Here is a 22,967-nt window from a genome sequence, read left to right as displayed (position 1 = left end):
CGGTTGCCGTCGCCACATCGTGCCCGTCTCGTTGTACCTCTCGGTACGCGCTGGTCGACATCCCCCCGGCAGGGCGGGTAACCGAGTGAGGCAGGCGAGACGGATGACGAGTATCGGGTCGGAAAACCTCACGAACGGACCGGGAAAGCCGGAACGGTTCGGCGGCAAGTACCGCGGAGCCCGGCGGGACACCGTGCTGACCGAGGTGGTGTCGGCGGAGACCGAGCACGCCGGCCGGGAGACCCAGCCGGCGACGGACTCGCCGTCGCCGCTCACCTTGCCGTCACTCGACCCGAATCCGCTCACCGAGCCGTCCTTCCCGGCCACCGGCTGGTCGGCCGTGGACGAGGGCTCCCTCGTGGACCATCCGCTGCTGCGCGGCCTGCTGATGGAGCTGCCACCCAGGGGCAGCGTGCCACCACCCGGCTGGCTCGACCGCTGGTTCGAGGCGACCAGGGCGATCCTGGAACTGCTATACGTGCAGGGCGCCGGCCGGGCGCGGTGACGACAACCGTTCCGGCATTGCGCGTTCGGCGAGCCGGTTGTGGCGCAACGCGTGGCGTACCCCGATCACCGCGACGGCCAGTGCCGCGACGGTGATGGCCGGCCCGGTCGCCGCGGGCCCGAGGAACTGGCCGGCACCGCTCGCCGCGACCACGGCCGGCAGCAGCGCCAACCCGGTCACCTGCAACGGCAGTCCGAGCAGCGGGTGCGCGGCGGCGGCCCGCAGTCCGTGCGGGGCCGGCGTTCCGGGGGCGGCGGCCAACGCGCCGGCTCCGGCCCACAGCCGGCGCAACCGGCGCACCGTGCAGGCGGCCACCAGCAGGGCGGGGAGGGCAGCGAGCGCCAGCCCGTCGGCGGCGCGATCCGCCAGGGTCGGCCCGACGGTGGCCAGCCCGGCGACCGGCAGGGCCACCGTCAGACCGAGCCCGGTCAGCGTCAGCGCGAGCAGCCAGCCGGTGTGCCGGCGCAGCTCGCGAGCGTGGTTCAGGCGGGGCAGCCCGTCCGCGAGATAGCCGGCGGTCCACCAGACGGCGATGACCGGAAGCAGGAGGGCGAGATGGCTCTGCATGTCCATCAGCCTTGCCCGATTTCCGGCTCGCCGAATCCGGGCCCACCCCCTGTTCGTCCCGCACCCGTCCCCCGTAGGGGAACCATCTCGCCAGTGTTATGAGGGATCCGACATGTTTAACTGTCCGCACGCAGCCAACTACCCTCACCTTGATCGGCATTCATCGATCAATCTGCCACGAGCAGGTCGACGGTCGATGCCGGTCGGAGGGAGGTAGGAAGATGGCTCTTCCACAGAGATCCGTGTTCGTCGGGCTGGCCGCGCTGGCCATGGTGGCGGCGGCCACCCCGGCCATGGCGGCCGAGCCGGTGGGCACCGTCCGAAGCGCCGGCGGCGCGACAGCCGTCGAAGGCAGCTACATCGTCGTGTTCAAGGACAGCGAGGTGAGCCGTACGACGGTCGGCTCCTCCGTGGACCGGCTGCTGCGCCGGCACGGGGGTGCGACGGCCCGGACCTACAGCGCGGCCGTCCGCGGCGCCGAGCTGCGGGTCAGCGCGCGGGCCGCGGCGCGGATCGCGGCGGACCCCGCTGTCGCGTACGTCGAACAGAACCACGTCGTCTCCATCGCCGGCACCCAGACGAACCCCCCGTCCTGGGGCCTGGACCGGATCGACCAGCGGAACCTGCCGCTCAACAACTCGTACACGTACCCCAACACGGCCACGAACGTGACCTCGTACGTCATCGACACCGGCATCCGGACCACCCACTCGGACTTCGGTGGGCGGGCCACCTGGGGCACGAACACCGTCGACTCCAACAACACCGACTGCAACGGTCACGGCACGCACGTGGCGGGCACCGTCGGCGGCTCGGCGTACGGCGTGGCCAAGGCGACCCGCCTGGTGGCGGTGAAGGTGCTCAACTGCTCCGGCAGCGGCACCAACGCCGGCGTGATCGCCGGTATCGACTGGGTCACCGCCAACGCGGTGAAGCCGGCCGTGGCCAACATGAGTCTCGGCGGTGGCGCCAACACCTCAGTCGACAACGCGGTCATCAACTCCATCAACTCCGGCATCACGTACGCGGTGGCCGCCGGTAACGGCAACGCCCTCGGCCAGCGGCAGAACGCCTGCAACTACTCGCCGGCCCGGGCCGCGGCAGCGATCACCGTCGGTGCCACCCAGAGCAACGACGCCGCCGCGAGCTTCTCCAACTTCGGCACCTGTGTGGACATCCTCGCCCCGGGGGTGAGCATCACCTCCGGCTGGCACACGAGCGACACCGCGACGAACACCATCAGCGGCACCTCGATGGCCTCGCCGCACGTCGCCGGGGTGGCGGCGCTGGTGCTCTCGGCCAACCCGTCCTGGACGCCCCAGCAGGTCCGGGACTACCTGGTCAACAACTCCACCCCGAACGTGATCTCGAACGTCGGCACGGGAACCCCGAACCAGTTGCTCTACGTGGTCAACGGCAGCACCCCGCCGCCGACGAACGACTTCTCGGTCTCGGTGTCGCCGACCTCCGGCTCGGTCGCGGCGGGTAGCTCGGCGAGCACCACCGTGTCCACCGCGACCACGAACGGCTCCGCCCAGTCGGTGGGCCTCTCCGCCAGCGGCCTGCCGTCCGGGGCGACCGCCTCGTTCAGCCCGGCCACCGTCACCTCCGGTGGATCGGCCACGCTGACCATCAGCACCTCGGCCAGCACGCCGGCCGGCACGTACAGCGTGACCGTCACCGGCACCGCGGCCTCCGGCACCAGAAGCGCGACGTACTCGCTGACGGTGACCGGCGGCAGCGGCGGCGGCTGCTCCGGGACCAACGGCACCGACGTGCCGATCCCGGACTCGGGCTCGGCGGTGACCAGCTCGATCACGATCTCCGGCTGCAACCGGAACGCCTCGTCGAGCTCGACGGTGGCGGTGAACATCGTGCACACCTACCGTGGCGACCTGGTCATCGACCTGCTCGCCCCGGACGGCTCGTCCTACCGACTGAAGAACAGCAGCATCTTCGACGGCACGGACAACGTGAACACCACGTACACGGTGAACCTGTCAAGCGAGGCGGCGAACGGCACCTGGCGCCTCCAGGTCCGCGACGTCTACGGCGGTGACACCGGCTACATCAACACCTGGACGTTGACGCTCTGACGCCCGGACAGCGGACGGGCCCCGGCACTGTGCCGGGGCCCGTTCGTCGGGTCGGGTCAGACCGCGAACTCGGTCGGGCGTTCGGTGGCCGGCGCGGGCGGCCGGGCCTTCCACAGCCCGGTCTTCTGGGCGAACATCCGACCCAGGTACGCGGGATTCAGGATCACGTAGCGCCGCCACAGCCGCTTGGGCTCCAGGCCGAGGCGCCAGAACCACTCCAGCCCGGCGCGCTGCATCCACGGCGGCGGCTGACGCAGCAGCCCCGCGTGATAGTCGAACGCCGCGCCGACCGCCATCATCGGCATGTCCAGCAGCGGACGCATCGCGTACGTGAAGATCTCCTGCCGGGGGCAGCCGAGCCCGACCAGGACCAGCCGGGCGCCGCTGGCCCTGATCCGCTCGGCGATGTCGACGTCCTCACCCGGCTGCACGCCGCGGAACTTGGACGCCTCCACTCCGGCGATCTTGAGCGCCGGGAACATCCGCTCCAGCGCCGGAATCAACCGGGCGAGCGTCTCCTCGGTCGAGCCGTACAGGTAGACCGGCAGTCCCTCGTCGGCGAAGCGGGAGAGCACGTGCAGGGTCAGGGTCGGTCCGTAGACGCGATCGGTGAGCCCGGCACCGTGCAGCAGGTTCAGCGCCCAGCGCACCGGCTGCCCGTCCGGGGTCACCACGTCGAAGGAGTTGAGCCGGGCGTTGTGCGCCGGATCCAGCACCCCGGTCATCACGCCGTGCACGGCCAGCGCGGTCAGCGCCAGCGGCCGGCGTTCCTGCGCGGCGGCCACCACCTGCTCGGTGGCCTCGGCGTAGTTGGTCGCGTCGACCAGGACACCGAGCACGTTCTTCTTGGTCATGCTCCCGGCACCCACTTGTCCACGTTGGCCTCGTAGATCTCTCGCATGATCATGGGTACGTCGTACACCTGCTTCCAGTCCGGGTAGTCGGCCTGGAACGCCTCGTTGGAACCGATCCACCACTTGTGGTCGCCGATCCGGTTGGCCTCGACGTATTCGGTGATCATCTCCTGGCCGGTGATCCGCTCGGCCAGCATGAACGCCTCCCGGTTGGAGGTGTTCGAGTGCCGGCCGCCACCGAGGTTGTAGACGGCGGCCGAGCGGGGACTGCGGAAGAACGCCTCGAACGCGGAGACCACATCCGAGCTGTGGATGGCGTCGCGGACCTGCTTGCCCTGGTAGCCGAAGATCTTGTAGGTGCGGCGCTCCATGTTCGCCCGCATCACGTAGCCGAGGAAGCCGTGCAACTCGGTCGCCGAGTGCGCCGGCCCGGTCAGCGTCCCGCCCCGGAAGCACGCCGTCTTCATGCCGAAGTAGCGGCCGTACTCCTGCACCATGACGTCCGCCGCGACCTTCGAGGCCCCGAAGATCGAGTGCAGGCAGGCGTCGATCGACATGTCCTCGCGGATGCCCTGCTCGTACGGGTGACCCGGCTCGATCTCCCAGCGGGTCTCCAGCTCCACCAGGGGCAGGCTGTTCGGCCGGTCGCCGTACACCTTGTTGGTGGAGCAGTGGATGACCGGGGCGTCGATGCAGTGTTCCCGGACGTTCTGCAACACGTTGAGCGTGCCGGCGGCGTTCACGTCGAAGTCGGTGAACGGATCGCGTACCGCCCAGTCGTGCGAGGGCTGCGCGGCAGTGTGGATCACCACAGCCACGTCCCGGCCGTACCTGCCGAACAGCGCGCCGAGCGCCGCCCGGTCCCGGATGTCGATGCTGTGGTGGGAGTACGCCGCACCCAGCTCGTCGGTCAGCCGGCGGACGTTCCAGGCGGTGGACGCCTCCTCGCCGAAGAACTCCTGCCGCATGTCGTTGTCGATGCCGACGACGTCGAGACCGAGGCCGGCGAAGTGCCGGACCGCCTCGGAGCCGATCAGCCCGCCCGACCCGGTCACGAATGCGACACTCACACGCCACTCCTGGTGCGTCGGAGGCAGAAACCATCGGAGCATAGCGTGACGTCCGGCACGCCCCGATACGGAGCGAGGGCCCCGCATCTGCGGAGCCCTCGTCTGTGGTGGGGAAGGGGGGAGTTGAACCCCCACGTCCTTTCGGACACACGGACCTGAACCGTGCGCGTCTGCCATTCCGCCACTTCCCCGTGGCCCGACCTCGGAAATACGTGGCCTGGACCGGGCGCTGCCGGTGACCGGCGAGCCTCGACCATGCTACGTGACCTTGGTCTGCTGCCGCGAATGGCTTTCGCTGCTCGCAGCGGTTACCGTTCGTGGCGGACGAAAGAGTAGCACGACAATCAGAGGCCGTCCGAACGGGCCGTGGCCTGCTGGCCGAGCGGCGTGTGAGCTGCGTGCGCTCTGGACGGATACCATCATGTCCTCGGGACCCGAGGAGGAGCCGGTGAGCGTGCTGCAACGCTTCGAGAAGCGTCTGGAAGGCCTGGTCGAAGGGGCCTTCGCCAAGGTCTTCAAAGGGGTGGTCCACCCCGTGGAGATCCTCAACGCCATGCAGCGGGAGGCCGAGGCACACAAGGCCATCCTGGCTGGTGGGCGCACGTTGGTGCCCAACCGCTACGTGATCGATCTCTCCCCGTACGACCACAGTCGGCTGGCGCCGTACGCCGCCGCGCTGGCCCAGGAACTGGCCCAGTCGCAGGCGGAGTTCATCGGCGAGCAGGCCTGGACGGTCTACGGAGACGTGATCGTCGAGATCGAGCGCGGTGAAGGACTGGACACCGGTATGTTCCGGGTCACCGCGGAGGTCTACACCGGTGGCGAGGTCGCCCCGGTTTCGGCGCCCGGCTACGACGCCGGTCCGTCCGGATACGACGCCGGCCCGCCCGGCTATCCGTCGTATGACCAGGGTGGTGGCTACGGCCCGCCGCCGGGGCACGGCGGTGGCCGCAACATCCGGCTGGTCTCCGGCGACGGTCGCACCTACCCGTTGCAGATGGGCTCGACCGTGATCGGTCGTGGCGACCAGGCCAACCTGCGCCTGCCGGACGTCGGCATCTCCCGGCGACACGCCCGGCTGGACTTCGACGGTGGGCAGGTCGTGCTCACCGATCTCGGCTCGACAAACGGCACCATGGTCAACGGCCAGCGGGTCTCGGCCGTGGCGTTGAACCCCGGTGACATGATCCAGCTCGGTACGACCACCCTGACCTTCCGCGTGGACGGCTGATCCGCCTTGCCGGAACTCGTCATCACCGTTGCCCGGTTCGGATTCCTCATCCTGCTGTGGATCTTCGTGTTCACGGTGGTCGGTGTCATCCGTCGGGACCTCTTCGCGGGGGCCCGTTCGGGTCGACTGGTGGCCGCGCCCCGGACGGTGGGCGCGTCGACAGGTCAGGCGACGGCGAAGCCGGCGAAGGTGAAGCGGGGCCGGGCGGCGCACCAGTTGGTGGTGACCGCGGGTCAGTTGGCCGGTACCCGGATCACGTTGGGTGAGGCGCAGATAACGATCGGTCGTGCCGAGGACTCCACCCTCGTCATCACCGACGATTACGCGTCCGCGCGACACGCCCGGCTGGTGCCGCGTGACGGGCAGTGGTTCGTCGAGGACCTCGGTTCGACTAACGGGACGTACCTGGATCGCGCTAAGGTCACCGGACCGACCCCCGTCCCCCTCGGCGTGCCGATCCGGATCGGCCGCACCTCTCTCGAATTACGGCCATGACTCTGACCCTGCGCTATGCGGCCCACAGCGACCGCGGTCTGATCCGAGACGGTAATCAGGACTCCGTCTACGCCGGGCCGCGGCTACTCGCCGTTGCCGACGGCATGGGCGGCATGGCCGCCGGTGACGTCGCCAGCAACATCGTCATCGGTGCCATGGCGCCACTGGACGAGGACGTCCCGGGTGACGCCCTTGTCGACGCGCTCCGCTCCGCCGTGGGCACCGCCAACCAGCAACTCCGCGAGACCGTGGAGGCCAACCCTCAGTTGGAGGGGATGGGCACCACGCTTACCGCGACCCTCTTCTCCGGCAGCAAGCTGGGCATGGTCCACATCGGCGACTCGCGGGCCTATCTCCTGCGCGACGGTGAGTTCGCGCAGATCACCAAGGACGACACGTACGTCCAGATGCTCGTCGACGAGGGCCGGATCAGCCCGGAGGAGGCGAGCAGCCACCCGCAGCGCTCGTTGCTCACCCGGGCCCTGGACGGCCGCGACATCGACCCGGAGTACTCGGTCCGACAGGTGCTTCCAGGTGACAGGTACCTGATCTGTTCCGACGGGCTCTCCGGTGTGGTCAGCGCGGAGACCATCGGCGAGACCATGCGGGAGTACGCCGACCCGCAGCAGTGCGTCGAGCGTCTCGTCCAGCTAGCCCTGCGCGGTGGCGGTCCGGACAACATCACTGTGATCATCGCCGACGCCACCGACCGGGACATCGTCGAGGCGGCGCCGATCGTCGGCGGTGCGGCGGCCCGGGACCGGGGGATGGCCACCTCGGCGGACGTCTCCACCCCGGCGGCTCGTGCCTCGGCGCTCTCCGCGCCCCGGCCCCCGACCCCCGACGAGTCCGCGAACAACGACGAGGAACCCGAGGCACGTCGCCGTCCGCTGCGTGCGCTGGCGATGACGACAGCCCTGATGGTGATCGCCGGTGGCGGTGTGTTCGCCGGCTGGAGCTACACCCAGCGCCAGTACTACGTCGGAGCTACGGAGAACGGCCAGGTGGCGGTGTTCCGTGGCATCCAGGGTCAGATCGCCGGAATGGATCTCTCCAGCGTGCACTCGGAGAGCAACGCGCAGCTGGACGACCTCACCCTGGCCGCGCAGGAGCAGGTCAAGCAGGGCATCCCGGCCAAGAGCGAGCCGGACGCGGAACGGCGGCTGGCGGAGCTGACGATGGACAGCCCGACAAACGTGAACCTCAAGCCTGTCTGTCCGCCGACGCCGAGCCCGACCCCCTCGGTGGCGGGTTCGCCGTCCCCGACGCCGAGCCTCCCGTCCGGTTCACCGAGCCAGGTGGGCAGCAGCTCTCCGTCACCGCGGGGTGGAGCGACGGCCACGCCGAGCGGTACGCCCGCCGGCAGCTCCGCCGCAGCACCGGACAGCACCCCCGACGCGCCGCCCGTCGACACCTTCACGCCCACTGTCGATCCGGCGTCCTGCCGGTCGCCCGAGTAGGCACCCGCTCCGACCCGAGGACGATCGTGACCGCACCGGCCACCCCGGCATCCTCGCCCGCGACCGCGGGCGAGCGACCCGGCGTACGCATGGCCCGGTCCCGGCGCAACGCCGAGCTCTCGCTGCTACTGCTGGCGATGGCGCTTGTCGCCGCGTACGGGGCGATGGTCGAGGCGAACGTGCTCGACACGGTCACCCCGGGCTTCTGGGTGCCGGCCGCCACGCTCACCGCGGTGTTCCTCGGCATGCACCTGGTGATCCGGTTCCTGGCACCCTTCGCCGACCCGGCGCTGCTGCCGGCGGTGGCCCTGCTCAACGGCCTGGGCGTCGGCTTCCTGCGTCGGCTCGACCTCGCCAACGCGGCTCCCGAGGAACGAGCGGACCTGGCCATCTTCGCCGGCATCGGCGGTCGGCAGCTCGCCTGGACGCTGATCTCGGTGGTCCTCGCCGCCGGGCTGCTGGCGCTGATGCGCGACCACAGGTCGATCTCCCGGTACGCGTACACCCTGGGGCTGGCGGGCATCGTCCTGGTCATGCTGCCGGCGGTGCTGCCGGCCAGCATCTCCGAGATCAACGGTGCGAAGCTCTGGGTACGCATCGGCAGCTTCTCGATCCAGCCGGGTGAGTTCGCCAAGCTCGCGCTGCTCGTCTTCTTCGCCTACTACCTGGTGCGCAAGCGCGAGGTGCTGTCACTGGCGAGTCACCGGTTCCTCGGCATCGACTTCCCGCGCGGGCGCGACCTCGGCCCGGTGCTCGTCGTCTGGGTGATCAGCCTGCTGGTTCTCGTCTTCGAGAAGGACCTGGGCACCTCGCTGCTCTATTTCGGCATGTTCGTGGCCACCGTCTACATCGCCACCGAACGGGTCAGCTGGCTGCTCATCGGTCTGGTCCTCTTCTTCGGCGGCGCCTACCTCGCGTACGTGCTCGGCGAGGCGGTGGGCGGCCCGTTCGCGAACTTCTACCTGCGGGCGGAGATCTGGCTCGACCCCTTCGCCGAGCCGTACGACGACGGTTACCAACTGGTCCAGGGGCTGCTCGCCCTCGGCTCCGGCGGGCTGTTCGGTGCTGGGCCGGGCGGCGGTCAGCCGCTGCTGCTGCCGGAGGTGCAGAACGACTTCATCTTCGCCGGCATCGGCGAGGAGATCGGCCTCTTCGGCCTCTCCGCGCTACTGGTGATCTACCTGCTCATCGTCGAGCGGGGCCTGCGGGCCGCCCTGGCGGTCCGGGACTCGTTCGGCAAGCTGCTCGCCGGTGGCCTGGCCTTCACCCTCGCGCTCCAGGTCTTCGTGATCGTCGGCGGGATCAGCAAGCTCATCCCGCTCACCGGTCAGACCACGCCGTTCCTCTCCGCAGGTGGCTCCTCGCTGATGGCGAACTGGCTGCTCATCGCTGTGCTGCTGCGCGTCTCCGACGCCGGCCGCCGCCCGGTTGACGGCGCCGGTGGCAAGGTGACCCGGCCCTCCGGACCACCCGAGCAACTGCACGGTGCCCCCACGGAGGTGATCAAGCCGTGAACGCACCTCTGCGTCGGGTCGGCGTCGTCGTGATCGTCCTGTTCGGCCTGCTCTTCGCGAACCTCAACTGGATTCAGGCGTACAAGGCCGACGAGTACCGCACCAGCGACTACAACGGTCGGGTCCAGGTCGCCAAGTACGACCGCAAGCGCGGCAACATCGAGGCCGGTGGCACCGCCCTGGCGGTCAGCAAGGAGACCGACGGCGAGCTGAAGTACCTGCGCACCTACCCGGGCGGGGCGAAGTACGCCCACGTGCTCGGGTACGAGCCGGTGAACGGCTCCGCCACCGGTCTGGAGCGCGCCGAGAACGACTTCCTCGCCGGCACCAGCGACCAGCTCATCGTGAACCGGCTGCGGGACATGGTCACCGGCGACACCACAGCCGGCGGCAACGTGCTGCTGACCCTCTCGAAGCGGGCCCAGGACACCGCGTACGACGAACTGCGCGGCAACAACAACGGAGCGACAAAGGGCGCGGCGATCGCCATCGACCCGGCCACCGGGGCGGTGCAGGCTCTTGTCTCCATCCCCAGCTTCGATCCGAACCCGCTGGCCAGCCACAACAGCAACGAGGCGACGAGCGCGTACAACAAGCTGGAGCAGGACGCGGGACGGCCGCTGCGGAACCGGGCGCTCGGCGAGGTGCTGCCGCCCGGCTCCACCTTCAAGATCGTGGTGGCCGCGGCGGCGCTGGAGAACGGCATCACCAAGGAGACGAACATCCCGGCCGGGTCGAGCTACACCCCGCCCACCTCCGGCGAGCCGATCCGCAACGCGGCGCCGTCGATCTGCCCCGAGTCACAGGTGACCCTGATGAACGCGGTCACCGAATCCTGCAACACCGGGTTCGCCAAGCTCGGCGGCCAGCTCGGCCCGGACGTGCTCAAGGAGAAGGCCCGGCAGTTCGGGTTCGAGCAGGAGGACCTCACCGTCGGCCGGCTCGGCGAGAGTGGCCTGGGCGTGGCGGCCAGCCGCACCGGCAGCATGGAGAACCCGGACGGTGGCCCCGACCCGGCGGCGCTGGCCCAGTCCTCGATCGGCCAGCGTGACGTACGGATGACCCCGTTGCAGGGCGCCATGATCGCCGCTGCGGTGGCCAACGGCGGCAGCCAGATGCGGCCGTACCTGGTGCGTCAGCTCCTCGCACCGGACCGCACCACCGTCTACGACACCGCCAACCCGCGTGAGCTGCGCCGGCCGGTGAGTGGCCAGGTCGCCGCCGACCTGCGGGAGATGATGGTGAGCGTGGTGCAGAACGGCACCGGCCGCAACGCCCGGATCAACGGCTACACCGTCGGCGGCAAGACCGGCACCGCACAGTCCGCGCCGGACCGCCCCGACCACGGCTGGTTCATCGGGTTCGCCCTCGACTCCGAGGGCAAGCCGGTCTCCGCCGTCTGCGTCGTCCTGGAGGAGGCCGGCAGCGGCGGCAGCGCCGAGGCCGCCCGGATCGCCGGTCAGATCATGCGAGCCGCCATCGCCGAACCCGGGGGGCGCTGACATGCTCAGCCCGGGGGTGCAGCTCGGTAACCGATACCGGCTCGACGAGCGGATCGCCAGCGGTGGCATGGGCGATGTCTGGCGCGGCACCGACCAGGTGCTCGGTCGTACGGTGGCGGTCAAGAGTCTGCTCCCGGCGTTGCTCGACGAGCCCGGGTTCGCCGAGCGGTTCCGTGGCGAGGCCCGCACCATGGCGACGATCAACCACCCGGGCGTGGTCGACGTCTACGACTTCGGCAACGACCAGCACATCGCCTTCCTGGTGATGGAGTACGTCGAGGGTGACCCGCTCTCGGCCACGCTGAGCCGGGTCGGCCGGCTCACCCCGGCGCGGACCATGGCGCTCGTCGCCCAGGCCGCTGACGCGCTGCACGCCGCACACGTGAAGGGCATCGTGCACCGGGACGTGAAGCCCGGGAACCTGCTGGTCCGCCCCAACGGCACGCTCGTGCTCACCGACTTCGGCATCGCCCGGTCGGACCTGGTCGGGCAGCTCACCGCGGCCGGATCGGTGCTCGGCACCGCGTCCTACATCTCGCCGGAGCAGGCCACCGGCCAGGTCGCCACCCCCGCCTCCGACGTCTACGCGCTGGGTGTGGTGGCCTACCAGTGCCTCGCCGGCCGGCGACCGTTCGAGGGGGACAACCCCCTCGACATCGCGATGCGGCACGTCCGGGAGACGCCCCGGCCGTTGCCCTCCGACATCCCGCCCCAGGTTCGCGCGCTCGTCGAGCGGGCGTTGGCGAAGGACCCGAAGGAGCGCTGGCCGAGCGCCGCCGCGCTAGCCGGCGTGGCGCGACAGTTGAAGACGGCACTGTCCCGGCAGGCCCGGGCGGGCGGTCAGGCCGCACCGATCTCCGCCGCGCCGGCCTCGCCGGCTCCGGGCCGGGCACAGGTCCCGCCGCCGCAGCCACCGCGTCCGGTCGCGGCCCCGCACTCACCGGCCCCCGCGCACCCGCAGGCCGTGGGGCACCGGCCGCCGCCGGCCCACCCGCAGGCCCGGCCGCCGATGGCCCCGCACCGTCCCACCACTGTGGCGCCGGCCGTCACCGGCTATCCGCGTGGCGCGGCAACCGTCCCACCCGGGTACGCTCCGCAGCCCGGACCGTCACGCCCGGTGCCCCGACGGTCACGATCCGGGATGGTCTTCCTGGCCATCATGCTTGGCGCACTGGTCCTCATCTGCTCCGGCGTGATTTCCTACCAACTGCGGAACAACCTCAGCGCAGGTACGCCGGGTGGCGTTTCCGTGCGAACGGTGACGTCCGACGCGCTGCGGCCCGACGGGCGAGACGATCCGGCCGGTACGGCGTACCGTCGACTGGATCAGCCCCGACCGGGCGGCGACGAGACGACGACGAGCGAAGGACGACAGACGCGATGACAGCGCAGGCCCGCCTGCTCGGTGGCAGGTACCAGGTCGGCGAGCTGCTCGGGTACGGCGGCATGGCCGAGGTGCATCGCGGTCGTGACCTGCGGCTTGGTCGGGACGTCGCGATCAAGATGCTCCGCACCGACCTGGCCCGGGACGCCACCTTCCAGATGCGTTTCCGGCGGGAGGCGCAGAACGCGGCCTCCCTCAACCACCCCGCCATCGTCGCCGTCTACGACACCGGCGAGGAGCAGGCGCCGACCGGCGAGACGCTGCCGTTCATCGTGATGGAGTTCGTGAACGGGCGCACGCTGAAGGAGGTGCTCGGCGCCGAGGGACGGCTGCAACCCCGGCGGGCGCTGGAGATCTCCGCCGACATCTGCGCCGCTCTCGACTTCAGCCACCGGCACGGCATCATCCACCGCGACATCAAGCCGGGCAACGTGATGCTCACCCAGACCGGCCAGGTCAAGGTGATGGACTTCGGCATCGCCCGGGCGTTGGCCAGCGGTGCCACCACGATGACGCAGACGAGCGCGGTCATCGGCACCGCGCAGTACCTTTCCCCGGAACAGGCCCGTGGCGAGGCGGTCGACGCCCGCTCCGATGTCTACGCCGCCGGATGTGTGCTCTTCGAGCTGGTCTGCGGGCATCCGCCGTTCGTCGGCGACAGCCCGGTGAGTGTCGCGTACCAGCACGTGCGGGAAGCGCCGCCGACCCCGAGCGACCTGAACCCGGACGTCAACCCGGCTGTCGACGCGATAGTGCTCAAGGCACTGTCGAAGAACCCGCTGAACCGCTACCAGAGCGCCGGGGAGATGCGGGCGGACCTGCTCCGCGCGGCTGCCGGCCGGCCGGTGATGGCGACCCCGGTGATGCGCGAGGACGAGACCGTGGCGATGGCCGCGGCTGGTCGTCCGGGATACCCGTCGGGGGGTGCGACGCAGACCCGGCAGATCCCCGCCCGGGTGGGCGACCCGCGCCAGCGCAAGGCGTCGTCCTGGCTGATCGCGACGTTCGCCGCGCTCGGCGTGCTCGCGGTGATCGCCCTGGTCGCCGCGCTGCTGCTGAACCAGCGGGACGACCCGCAGGACGCTCCGGTGCCGACTGTCACCGGGTTGAGCCAGGCCGACGCGTTCGCCCAGATCGAGCGGGACGGCTTCGTCCCGGCACGCGGTGAGCCGGAGTTCACCTCGGACTGCAAGGAGGGGACGGTCACCAGCCAGTCCCCAGCCCCCGGCGAGCGGGTGGCGCCGAACAGCACAGTGACCGTACGGATCTGCGGCGGCAAGCCCGAGGTGACCATTCCGAACAATCTCATCGGCGGCACTCGGGAAGCCGCCGAGGAACGGCTCAAGGAACTCAACCTCACCGTCAAGACCGAGGAAGCCAACAATTCGGCCCCCAAGGGTCAGGTGTTGAAGGTCGACCCGCCATCGGGTGAGAAGGTCGCGGAGGGCACTGAGGTCATCCTCACCGTCTCCCGGGGCAACGTCGTGGCGGTGCCATCGGTGGTCGGCCTTCCCCAGGCCGAGGCGAAGCGGACGTTGGAGCGCGCCGGCTTCGAGGTCGACACCGATCTGGGTCCGGAGGTCCCCGCTGACCAGGCCGGGCGGGTGGTCGACCAGAGTCCGAACGCCAACACCGAGCGCACCAAGGGCAGCACGGTGAAGATCATTGTGTCGGTCGAGGAGCCGGAGGACCCGGACCCGCCGTCCCAGTCGCCGCCGACAAGCGCGCCGCCGACCACCCCGCCGCCGGATGGTGACGACGACGGCGGGGGCGGCGACGGTGGCGGGATCCTGCCGTCCTTCAGCCCGTTCCGCATCGGCGAGGAGTGACGCGGCCGACCCCGCCGATCGACCTGGCACGGCGTCGGCGGCGACGCCTGCTCCGGCTGGCCGTGCCGGCGCTCGTCGCACTGCTGCTCGCCAGCCTGCCCTGGGTCTGGACGACAACTGGTGCGCGCGGCCATGTCCACGCGGCAGCCGAGGCACCGGCCGCCGACGTCGTGATCGTCCTGGGCACCGCCGTGACCGAGGACGGTCGGCAGCCGGGCGTCCGGCTGTCCGGCCGGCTGGAGACCGCCGCCGAGCTGGTCCGCAGCGGGCGGGCCCGGGTGGTGCTCGTCTCGGGTGACGGTGCGGGCGAGTCCGGCGACGAACCGGCGATCATGGCCGCTCACCTGACCGAGCAGCTCGGCGTCGAGCCGCAGCGCGTGGTCGCCGATCCGCACGGGCTGGACACGTACGACAGCTGCCTACGGGCCCGCCAGGTGTACGGGATCGAGCGTGCCCTGATCGTCACCCAGTCCTACCACCTGTCCCGGGCGGTGACGCTCTGCCGGCACGTCGGGATCGACGCCGACGGGGTGACCGCCCGCTGCTCGGGCTGCGGCACCGGCCTGCTGGTACGCAAGGCCGCTCGGGACTACCTGGCCAGCGGCAAGGCGGCCTGGGACGCCGTCCGCGACAGGCCACCGGCCGTCAGCTCACCTGCCGACCCCGCCATCTCCGACGCGCTGGCCCGCTGACCACCCAGGGCTTCGGTCCGGCCCGACGCTCGGGTCGGTGACCTCCTCGCCGGGGGCCGCCGCAGCGCCCCACGGCTGTCGGCGTGCCGCCGGCGACGGTGACGCTCCTGACGGCTCGGGGACCGACGTGCCGACGTCGAGACCCTGACCTCAGGTGGTGGCGAAGGCGGCGCGGCGGCGGGCGTCGACCTCGGCGGCCAGTTCCGGGGCGCGCTCCAGCGCTTCGGGGTGGCCGCAGGCGGCGAGCCAGTTGGCCAGCATCAGGTGACCGCCCTCGGTTAGCACCGACTCGGGGTGGAACTGGACGCCCTCGATCGGCAGGGTGCGGTGCCGCATCGCCATCACGATCCCGGAGGCGGTCCAGCCGGTCACCTCCAGCTCGGCCGGCAGGGTTTCCCGCAGCACGGCGAGGGAGTGGTAGCGGGTCGCCGTGAAGGGGTCGGGCAGCCCGGCGAGGACGCCGGTGCCGTCGTGGCGGACCTCCGAGGTCTTGCCGTGCAGCAGCTCCGGGGCGCGGGTGACAGTCGCCCCGAACGCCTCACCGATGGCCTGGTGACCCAGGCAGACCCCGAAGATCGGCAGTCTGCCGGCGTACTCGCGGATCACGTCGAGGCAGATGCCGGCCCGGTCGGGCGTGCCCGGCCCCGGCGAGAGCAGGACGCCTGCCGCGCCGACCCGACCGACCTCGGCCACCTCGATCTCGTCGTTGCGTCGTACCTCGCACTCCACGCCGAGCTGGCCGAGGTACTGCACCAGGTTGAAGACGAACGAGTCGTAGTTGTCGATCACCAGGACGCGCATCGGGCTCACTCGTCCTCGTCGGGCGGCGGGGTGTTGTTCCGGTCGGTGTCGTACGGCAGCTCGTGCTCGTCGCCCGGTGGGGCGTCGTCGACCGCGCCCTCGTCCCCGGGGCCGAGGTCACCGTCCGGCGCGCCCGGCACGCCGGAGTCCTCCTGGGTCACCTGCACGTCGTCGAAGGGGAGCAGTGGTTCCGCCCAGGGGAAGACCACGTACCACAGCAGCGCCACCATCGTGGTGGCCAGCAGCAGGCTGCCGGCGAGCTTGCCGGGCAGCCCGAAGGGCAGCTTGCGCCAGATCCAGGCGTACATCGTCAGGTCCCCAGTTCCGCCGGGCGTCCCTCGGCCTTCGGCTGGGTACGCGTCAACTCGGCGTGAATGATCAACCGTTCGTAGTTGTCGAACTTCGGGTTGCAGGTGGTCAGGGTCAGCATCCGCTTCGTCGGTTTCTCGCCCGGCCGGCCCGGCACCGGGGCCACCACCTCGACCTGCGTCGGCTTGACGATCAGGCTCTCGGTGACCTGGTAGACGTACCAGTCGTTGCGGCCCTCGACCAGGATCGGGTCACCCTCGCGGAGTTCGTCCAGCCGCCAGAAGGTCGCCCGGTTACGGTGCCCGGCCACGGAGAAGTTGCCCACCTGGCCCGGCCCGGCGCTGTCCGGGTAGTGGCCCGGCGCGTACCGGATGTCCTTCTGGCCGACGCCCTCGACCACGATCCATTCCTTGTCGAACTTCGGAATGTAGAGGCCGGCGATCGGCGTGCCCTGTACCGCAGGCTTCGGCTTGGCGGACGGGCTGGCTGACGCCGAAACCGTCGGGTCCGTCGCCGGTTCGGGTGCCCACGCCTGGGCCAGTTGCTCGCTCAGCTCGCCCTGGTGCGCGTCCACGATCGCCGACTTGCCCCAGATCTCGTAGCCGGCGAAGAGCAGCACGACCAGACCGAACGTGATCAGCAGCTCGCCGCTGAACCGGAGACCCGTGCGTACCCGGGACCACAACGACGGACGGGTCAGCTCCGAGTAGACGCTCTTGTAGCCCTCACCCGTCTGGTGCGGGCGCAACTGCACCACCCGGTCGCCGCGCCGCGGCTTCGGTGCCTCGGCGGGCTGGTCGGCGCCGTCGGACGGCTCGTCGACCTTTGGCGGCCGAGGTACGGCACCCATCAGGGCGGTCGAGTCAAGCACCGGCGAACCACTCGATCGGGCCCCGGTGACCGCCGGAATGACCGCTGTGGCACCCGGGTCGGCCGCTCGGCTCGGCGCAGCCGGCTGCCCCGGTGCCGTCGGCTGGTCGACGGCTGTCGGGCGGGCCTGCTGCCCCGGGGCGGGACCGGCCGGGGTGACCGGACGGTCCGTGGCCGGGCCGGTCCCGGGCTGCCCGTTCGTGGCCTGGCTCGCCCTGGCCGGCTCCGTCCCACGGCTGCCGGCCGCCGGGCCGGCCAGGTCACCGACCTTTGGAATCAACGCGGTCGGCCCCTCACCGGCCCAGTCGCCCTGGCCGGGTGCGGGTTTCGCGGGCAACGTCCGCCCGTCCTGGCCCGCTTGGCCGAGATGTGGCGGCTGGGCTGCCGGACCGTTCGGGCCCGACCTTCCGGGAGGTGCCGGCTGCGCTGCCGGGCCGCTGGTGCTCGCCGGCCCGAGGTGCGGTGCGTACGGCCCCGCCGCTGCGGGGCCGACCTGCCCGGAATCGGGACGCGGCGGGTGCGGTGCCGGCGCCGCGGTAGCAGGCTGCCCGGACCCGGTACGTGGTGCCTGCGGTGTCGGCGCGGCGGGGCCGGCCGACCCGGAGCCGGGACGTGGCGCGGGCTCGCCGTAGGGTGCCCCGAACTGCGGTGGCGGTTGCGAGGGCTGCGCCGACTGACCGGGCGGCGGCATCGCCGGCCGCAGGGCGGCGGGTTGGGCGGCCCCGGCGGGTGGCTTCGTGGGCTGACCGTTGGGCCAGGTCGTGCCGCTGCTCGCCGGCGCAGCGCCGGTCGGACCGGACGGCTGGGCACCGGGCCAGGGCGGCGGAGTGCCGTTCGCCGCGCCGGTGCCCAGCCGGGCGGCGGGGTCGGCCGGGGCGGTCCGCCCGGGCTGACCCGGGGCCCTTGTGACGCCCGGGTCACCGGGTCCGGCGTGACCGGCGTCCGCGCTGCCGGGCTGAGCGTTGCCCGGCTGTGCGGTGTCGCCCGCGCCCCGGGAAGGCTGGAATGCGCCACGCCACGGCGTGGGCCCCACCGGAATGTCCGGCTGACCCGACGGCAGGGGTACGCCGTGCCACTGGTCGTTGTTCCCCGCGCTCTGCTGCTGGCCGGCGGCGCCACGACCCGGCTCGGGCGCGGCATCCCACTGGTTCGCCTGGCGGCTGAGGTCCGCCGCGCGCGGCGTGCCGGGTGCCGGGTCCCACTGGTTGGCGGTACGACCGGTGCTCGCCGGAGCGTCCCACTGGTTCGCCCGGTGGTCCGTGGGCGACGCGGTGTCCCACCGCCCGGCGGGTGCGATCGGCTGCTCCTGGCCGCTGGCAGCCCGGCGGTCGACCGGCGGAGTGCCGGCCCGCTCCGGTCCCGGGGCCGCGTTCCAGCCGCTCGGTGCGGCGGGCGCGGCAGTGGTCCGAGGAGTCGGATCCGCTGCCGGTGGCGTGTCCCACCGGCCGGAACCGGCGGGCGAGCTGGCCTCGGCGGCGCCGTCGAAGCGGCCGGAGTTGGTCGGCCGCTGGCCGTCCGGTGCCCGACCACCGGCAGGTGCCTGGTCGGTCGGGCGCGGAGCTGCGGCCTGCGGCGGATCGTGCGGTGCCTGGGAGGGCCCGGACCGTGTGGGCAGCACCGGGTCGGGCCAGGCCCCTGCGGTCCGGGCGCTCGTGGATTCTGGCCTATCGACCTTGGGCAGGAAGGCGGTCGGCTCGTCGGTCTGGTCGCGGTGCCGACCGTCGGAGTGCGGGCTCACCGTGGGCTCACTGTGGCACCGCCGGTACCGTCGCCGAACGCAGGGTGGTGGAGTCCTCGAAGGCGGGCACCGTGACGGTGCCGGGGGTCTCTGAGTAGCCGAGCTGGTAGTTGTCGACCGCGTCCCTGAACCACCGGACTCCCTCGGAAACGGCGAGGGCCTGCCGGAGTGCGGCGGGGTCGCCAATTGCGACGATCTTGAAAGGCGGGGAGTACACCCGCCCATGCAGCAGCAGGGTGTTACCCACGCAGCGTACCGCGCTGGTGGCCAGCACGCGCACGTTCATGATTGACATCGCCTCGGCGCCGCCGGCCCAGAGCGCGTTGACCACCGCCTGTACGTCGCCCTGGTGGACGACCAGGTCGTCGTTGGTGGCCCCTTCGGGCAGATTCCTGAGCTGTGGCGCGTCGTTGAGCTCGACGGTCAGGCCGGGACCGGCGAGCGCGGTGAAGCCGGCGTCGGCCCGGCTGGCGTCGGCCCGTTGCTGCTGTTCCCGGATCGGGCCGTCGGAGTTGGCGAGGACTGCCGTCCGGCTCTCCAGCTCCCCGCGGAGGGCGGCGGCCCGGTCCTCGTTCGCCGCCACCTGCGCGCGGCGATCCTCGATCAGCTCGGTCAGCTGGGGCCGACGGTCCTCGCGCAGGGCGGTGCCGCCCGCCGTGGTGGCAGTGGTGGTGAAGAGCAGACCCGCCGCGAGGGCGATAAGCGGTACGCCGACCGACCAGAACGGTCGGCGTTGACGTGGCCGTCCGGGCAGCAGCCCGGCGACGAGTCGTCGCAGCGCCTTCTGCCACGACGCCGCGCCGGACGTGTACTCCACCGACAACCCCCTCATCGTTGTGCTCCGACGCCGCCCGGTGCGGGCCGGAGCGGCAGCCGTCCTGATCTGTTTTCCGGTGCTGCCCGGTACCGGTCTCGCCTCATTCGTGGATCGGACGGGTCTTCCGGACTACGCTAGCTGTCGAACATTATTGGCCATGGACCGTCGCCCTCGCGCCCGGTTGTCAGGCCGGACGAGGTCGTAACCCCTCTGGAGAGCGCCGTGCCCAAGTCTCAGGTCCGCAAGAAGAAGGTGTACACCCCGCCTACGGACGTCCGCCCCACGGCGACGACCGCGGCCACCAACAAGCCCAGCCCGATGTGGCTGCCGGTTCTGGCGGTGTCGCTGATCGTCTTCGGGATCGGCTGGCTGGTGGTCTACTACCTCTCCGAGCAGGAGTACCCGGTCATGGAGCTGGGGTACTGGAACCTGGCTGTCGGTTTCGGCGCGATGGTCGCCTCGTTGATCGTGCTCTCCCGCTGGCGCTGATCCGCAGCCCGTTTGCCCGGTGACTGTCCGGCTCCACCCGGCGGCCCGCCCGCCCGCGCGGCGGAGCCGCCGGCCTCCTATGGTGTGCGCAGGGCAGCGTGGCCCCGAGTGCGAGATGACTCACGTTACTGCTGGGTAACCTTGCGCGTAGGCTGCACTGCATGACCGAGCGGAGCGAGGTCATCGACCGATCAGGTTGAGGTGCGGCGGCGTCGGGTCCGCGATCGCACCGACGCCCCGGTCGCCGAGCCGCTCGACAGGCAGCAGACCGGGAGGCCAACTCGATGGGCAGCGTCCAGATCGTCACCACGATCCTCGCGGCCGCCATCACCGCCGTTGCGGTGTGGCTAGCGGTACGCGCGGTCTCGAAGATGGTGGCCGTGATCCGGTTGGGTCAGCCCGATCCGACCCGCTCCGGCGACAAGGCCAGCCGCACCAGGACAATGCTGGCGGAGACCGCCGGGCACACCCGGATGCTCCGCTGGAGCGTGGTGGGCGCGGCGCACTGGTTCGTGATGGTCGGTTTCGTCGTGCTGTCGCTGCTGGTGCTTGAGGCGTACTTCGAGGTGGTGTCGCCGACCGGCGGGCTGCCGATCATCGGTTCCTGGACGCTCTACGGGCTGGTCACCGAGTGGATCGGAATTCTGGGCGTCATCGGCATCGCCGTCCTGATCGCGATCCGGCTGGCGAACCGGCCGAACCGGGCGGGACGCCGGTCGCGGTTCACCGGCTCCACCATGTGGCAGGGCTACTTCGTCGAGGCCGTCGTCCTCGCGGTACTGGTCATGGGCTTCGTGATCCGTGGCTTCAAGGTGGCCACCGACCACTTCGAGTACCCCACCTGGGCCACCCCGCTCAGTCACGCGGTCGGTGCCCTGCTGCCGGGCTGGGAGTCCGGCGTCAGCGTCGCCGCGCTCATCAAGATCTCGATTTCGATGGCCTGGGTCATCGTGATCTCGTTGAACGTGACGATGGGCGTCGCCTGGCACCGCTTCCTCGCCTTCCCCAACATCTTCTTCAAGCGCCAGCCGGGTGCCGCCGGCTCCGGCCTCGGCGCGCTGCGGCCGATGATGAGCGACGGTAAGCCGCTCGACTTCGAGGAGGCCGACCCGGAGAAGGACCAGTTCGGCGTCGCCCAGGTCGAGCAGTTCACCTGGAAGGGGCTGCTGGACTTCAGCACCTGCACCGAGTGCGGTCGCTGCCAGTCGCAGTGCCCGGCGTGGAACACCGGAAAGCCGCTGTCGCCGAAGCTGCTGGTGCTCAGCCTGCGCGACCACGCGTACGCCAAGGCGCCCTACCTGCTGGCCGGTGGTGGCAAGGATCTCACCGGTGAGGAGAAGGCCACCGCCGCGCAACTCGCGCACGTCGACGTGCTGGCCCTCGCCGAGGCGGAGAAACCGCTGATCGGCGACGCCGAGGCCGGCGGCGTCATCGACCCCGACGTGCTCTGGTCCTGCACCACCTGCGGCGCCTGCGTGGAGCAGTGCCCGGTGGACATCGAGCACGTCGACCACATCGTCGACATGCGCCGCTACCAGGTGCTCATCGAGTCCAGCTTCCCCTCCGAGGCCGGCGTGATGCTGCGCAACCTGGAGAACAAGGGCAACCCGTGGGGGGCGCCGCAGAACACCCGGGAGGATTGGACCAAGGGCCTCGACTTCGAGGTGCCCCGGGTCGGTGAGGTGGAGGACTTCGAGTACCTCTTCTGGGTGGGCTGCGCCGGTGCGTTCGAGGACCGGGCGAAGAAGACCACCCGGGCCGTCGCGACCCTGCTCAACGAGGCGGGTGTCTCCTTCGCCATCCTCGGCGAGGGGGAGACCTGCTCCGGCGACCCGGCCCGGCGGATCGGCAACGAGTTCGTCTTCCAGATGCTCGCCCAGCAGAACGTCGAGACCCTGAACGAGGCGTTCGAGGGTCGGGAGAAGGCCAAGCGGAAGATCGTCGCGACCTGCCCGCACTGCTTCAACACGCTGGGCAACGAGTACGGCCAGCTTGGCGGTGAGTTCGAGGTGGTGCACCACACCCAGTTGCTGGCCCATCTGGTCGCCACCGGCAAGCTCACCCCGGTGCAGCCGGTCGACGGCGGCGTGACCTACCACGACCCGTGTTACCTCGGGCGGCACAACCGGGTCTTCGCCCCGCCACGTGAGGTGCTCGGCAGCGCGATCGAGGGTGAGCTGACCGAGATGCCGCGTAACAGCGAGCGCTCCTTCTGCTGCGGTGCCGGTGGCGCCCGGATGTGGATGGAGGAGCGGATCGGCAAGCGGATCAATGTGGACCGGGTCGAGGAGGCCATGTCCACCGGGGCCAGGACGGTCGCCGTCGGCTGTCCGTTCTGTTCGACGATGCTCACCGACGGGGTGAACGGTAAGGGCGCCGGAGAGCAGGTCGAGGTCATCGACGTGGCAAGTGTGCTGCTCCGGTCGGTCAAGCCCGAGCGGGTCGGTGGCGCCGAGGAGAGCCCGTCCGTGGTCGGCTGACCGGCGCGTACGCACCGGGCGGGGCGGCACCTTCACAGGTGTCGCCCCGCCCTGTTTCCTTATTGACGTAGATAACTGTAACGAATTGATCGACACCCTTTGTGTGCGTACCGTCGCGCAAAGGTGAATGAGCCGTTGGTCGCCTTGATTTCCCCACCGTGCCTTCCCTAATGTGAGGCACCGACCGCCGTGGGTCGTCTGATCCCGCCTCTAACCCGCTCGCGGGACGCCCGGTGGTCGGTTGCAAAGGAGACGCCCCCGGTG

At 70.9% G+C, this 22,967-nt stretch carries 19 protein-coding genes and 1 tRNA gene; 12 read left to right on the top strand and 8 right to left on the bottom strand.

All coding sequences use genetic code 11. The features are described from left to right. Positions 1-103: 103 nt before the first annotated feature. Complete coding sequence (locus Van01_RS09315) at positions 104-505, top strand: hypothetical protein (protein WP_204003904.1); 402 nt, start codon at positions 104-106, stop codon at positions 503-505. Here Van01_RS09315 and Van01_RS09310 read toward each other — a convergent pair. Continuing rightward, positions 473-1,072, bottom strand: coding sequence for a hypothetical protein (locus Van01_RS09310; protein WP_204003901.1), 600 nt, complete (start codon positions 1,070-1,072; stop codon positions 473-475). The two genes, Van01_RS09315 and Van01_RS09310, sit on opposite strands and share 33 nt — an antisense overlap. A gap of 221 nt (positions 1,073-1,293) precedes the next feature. Between Van01_RS09310 and Van01_RS09305 the strand changes: the two genes are divergently transcribed. Then, entirely contained in the window at positions 1,294-3,168 is a 1,875-nt protein-coding gene (locus tag Van01_RS09305) for a S8 family peptidase (protein ID WP_204003898.1), read from the top strand. A gap of 56 nt (positions 3,169-3,224) precedes the next feature. On the opposite strand, the gene Van01_RS09300 is transcribed toward Van01_RS09305, so the two are convergent. The 3 genes from Van01_RS09300 to Van01_RS09290 all read right to left on the bottom strand — a co-directional run bounded on the left by Van01_RS09300 (position 3,225) and on the right by Van01_RS09290 (position 5,283). After that, positions 3,225-4,022: a WecB/TagA/CpsF family glycosyltransferase gene (locus tag Van01_RS09300; protein WP_204003888.1), complete on the bottom strand. Its 798-nt coding sequence runs from the start codon at positions 4,020-4,022 to the stop codon at positions 3,225-3,227. Next, on the bottom strand, positions 4,019-5,134 hold the full coding sequence (locus Van01_RS09295) for an NAD-dependent epimerase/dehydratase family protein (RefSeq protein WP_204003885.1): 1,116 nt from the start codon (positions 5,132-5,134) through the stop codon (positions 4,019-4,021). The genes Van01_RS09300 and Van01_RS09295 overlap by 4 nt, the downstream gene beginning before the upstream one ends. Positions 5,135-5,197: 63 nt before the next feature. Further along, positions 5,198-5,283: transfer RNA gene (locus Van01_RS09290), tRNA-Leu, on the bottom strand. Positions 5,284-5,513: 230 nt separating this feature from the next. Here Van01_RS09290 and Van01_RS09285 point away from each other — a divergent pair. From Van01_RS09285 to Van01_RS09250, 8 genes are read left to right on the top strand one after another with little or no spacing between them, the layout of a single operon-like run. Continuing rightward, positions 5,514-6,323 carry an FHA domain-containing protein gene (locus tag Van01_RS09285; RefSeq protein ID WP_204003876.1) on the top strand — a complete coding sequence of 270 codons (810 nt, stop codon included), beginning with the start codon at positions 5,514-5,516 and terminating at the stop codon, positions 6,321-6,323. A 6-nt stretch (positions 6,324-6,329) separates the two neighbouring features. Beyond that, on the top strand, positions 6,330-6,818 hold the full coding sequence (locus tag Van01_RS09280; RefSeq protein WP_099848303.1) for an FHA domain-containing protein FhaB/FipA: 489 nt from the start codon (positions 6,330-6,332) through the stop codon (positions 6,816-6,818). Further along, positions 6,815-8,278 carry a PP2C family protein-serine/threonine phosphatase gene (locus Van01_RS09275; RefSeq protein ID WP_204003873.1) on the top strand — a complete coding sequence of 488 codons (1,464 nt, stop codon included), beginning with the start codon at positions 6,815-6,817 and terminating at the stop codon, positions 8,276-8,278. Before Van01_RS09280 ends, Van01_RS09275 begins: the two co-directional genes overlap by 4 nt. A 26-nt stretch (positions 8,279-8,304) precedes the next feature. Continuing rightward, a complete protein-coding gene (locus tag Van01_RS09270; protein WP_204003870.1) occupies positions 8,305-9,792 on the top strand; it encodes an FtsW/RodA/SpoVE family cell cycle protein in 1,488 nt (495 codons plus the stop codon). Then, positions 9,789-11,294 carry a peptidoglycan D,D-transpeptidase FtsI family protein gene (locus Van01_RS09265; RefSeq protein WP_204003867.1) on the top strand — a complete coding sequence of 502 codons (1,506 nt, stop codon included), beginning with the start codon at positions 9,789-9,791 and terminating at the stop codon, positions 11,292-11,294. The genes Van01_RS09270 and Van01_RS09265 overlap by 4 nt, the downstream gene beginning before the upstream one ends. A 1-nt stretch (position 11,295) precedes the next feature. After that, positions 11,296-12,678 (top strand): serine/threonine-protein kinase, encoded by a 1,383-nt coding sequence (locus Van01_RS09260; protein WP_204003863.1) that lies wholly within the window; start codon positions 11,296-11,298, stop codon positions 12,676-12,678. Continuing rightward, the gene (gene pknB, locus Van01_RS09255) at positions 12,675-14,507 is read left to right on the top strand and encodes a Stk1 family PASTA domain-containing Ser/Thr kinase (RefSeq protein ID WP_204003850.1); all 1,833 of its coding nucleotides are present in this window, start codon (positions 12,675-12,677) and stop codon (positions 14,505-14,507) included. Before Van01_RS09260 ends, pknB begins: the two co-directional genes overlap by 4 nt. After that, positions 14,504-15,199, top strand: a complete 696-nt coding sequence (locus Van01_RS09250; protein WP_239098958.1) for a SanA/YdcF family protein — start codon at positions 14,504-14,506, stop codon at positions 15,197-15,199. The genes pknB and Van01_RS09250 overlap by 4 nt, the downstream gene beginning before the upstream one ends. Positions 15,200-15,349: 150 nt before the next feature. Here Van01_RS09250 and Van01_RS09245 read toward each other — a convergent pair whose 3' ends face one another. The 4 genes from Van01_RS09245 to Van01_RS09230 all read right to left on the bottom strand — a co-directional run bounded on the left by Van01_RS09245 (position 15,350) and on the right by Van01_RS09230 (position 19,734). Beyond that, on the bottom strand, positions 15,350-16,000 hold the full coding sequence (locus Van01_RS09245) for an aminodeoxychorismate/anthranilate synthase component II (RefSeq protein ID WP_204003846.1): 651 nt from the start codon (positions 15,998-16,000) through the stop codon (positions 15,350-15,352). Between the two features lie 5 nt (positions 16,001-16,005). After that, entirely contained in the window at positions 16,006-16,308 is a 303-nt protein-coding gene (locus tag Van01_RS09240; RefSeq protein ID WP_204003843.1) for a hypothetical protein, read from the bottom strand. Between the two features lie 2 nt (positions 16,309-16,310). Then, positions 16,311-17,870, bottom strand: coding sequence for a class E sortase (locus Van01_RS33925; protein ID WP_444543474.1), 1,560 nt, complete (start codon positions 17,868-17,870; stop codon positions 16,311-16,313). Between the two features lie 1,054 nt (positions 17,871-18,924). Beyond that, positions 18,925-19,734 carry a DUF881 domain-containing protein gene (locus Van01_RS09230; protein WP_204004464.1) on the bottom strand — a complete coding sequence of 270 codons (810 nt, stop codon included), beginning with the start codon at positions 19,732-19,734 and terminating at the stop codon, positions 18,925-18,927. Between the two features lie 222 nt (positions 19,735-19,956). Here Van01_RS09230 and Van01_RS09225 point away from each other — a divergent pair, with 222 nt between their 5' ends. Then, positions 19,957-20,223 (top strand): cell division protein CrgA, encoded by a 267-nt coding sequence (locus Van01_RS09225; RefSeq protein ID WP_099848285.1) that lies wholly within the window; start codon positions 19,957-19,959, stop codon positions 20,221-20,223. Between the two features lie 284 nt (positions 20,224-20,507). Then, a complete protein-coding gene (locus Van01_RS09220) occupies positions 20,508-22,703 on the top strand; it encodes a (Fe-S)-binding protein (protein ID WP_204003840.1) in 2,196 nt (731 codons plus the stop codon). Positions 22,704-22,967: the final 264 nt, after the last annotated feature.

This window comes from Micromonospora andamanensis, assembly GCF_016863495.1.
Taxonomy (GTDB): Bacteria; Actinomycetota; Actinomycetes; order Mycobacteriales; family Micromonosporaceae; genus Micromonospora; species Micromonospora andamanensis.
Note: the sequence above shows the minus strand (reverse complement) of the source record. Positions and strands in the feature narration are given on the sequence as shown.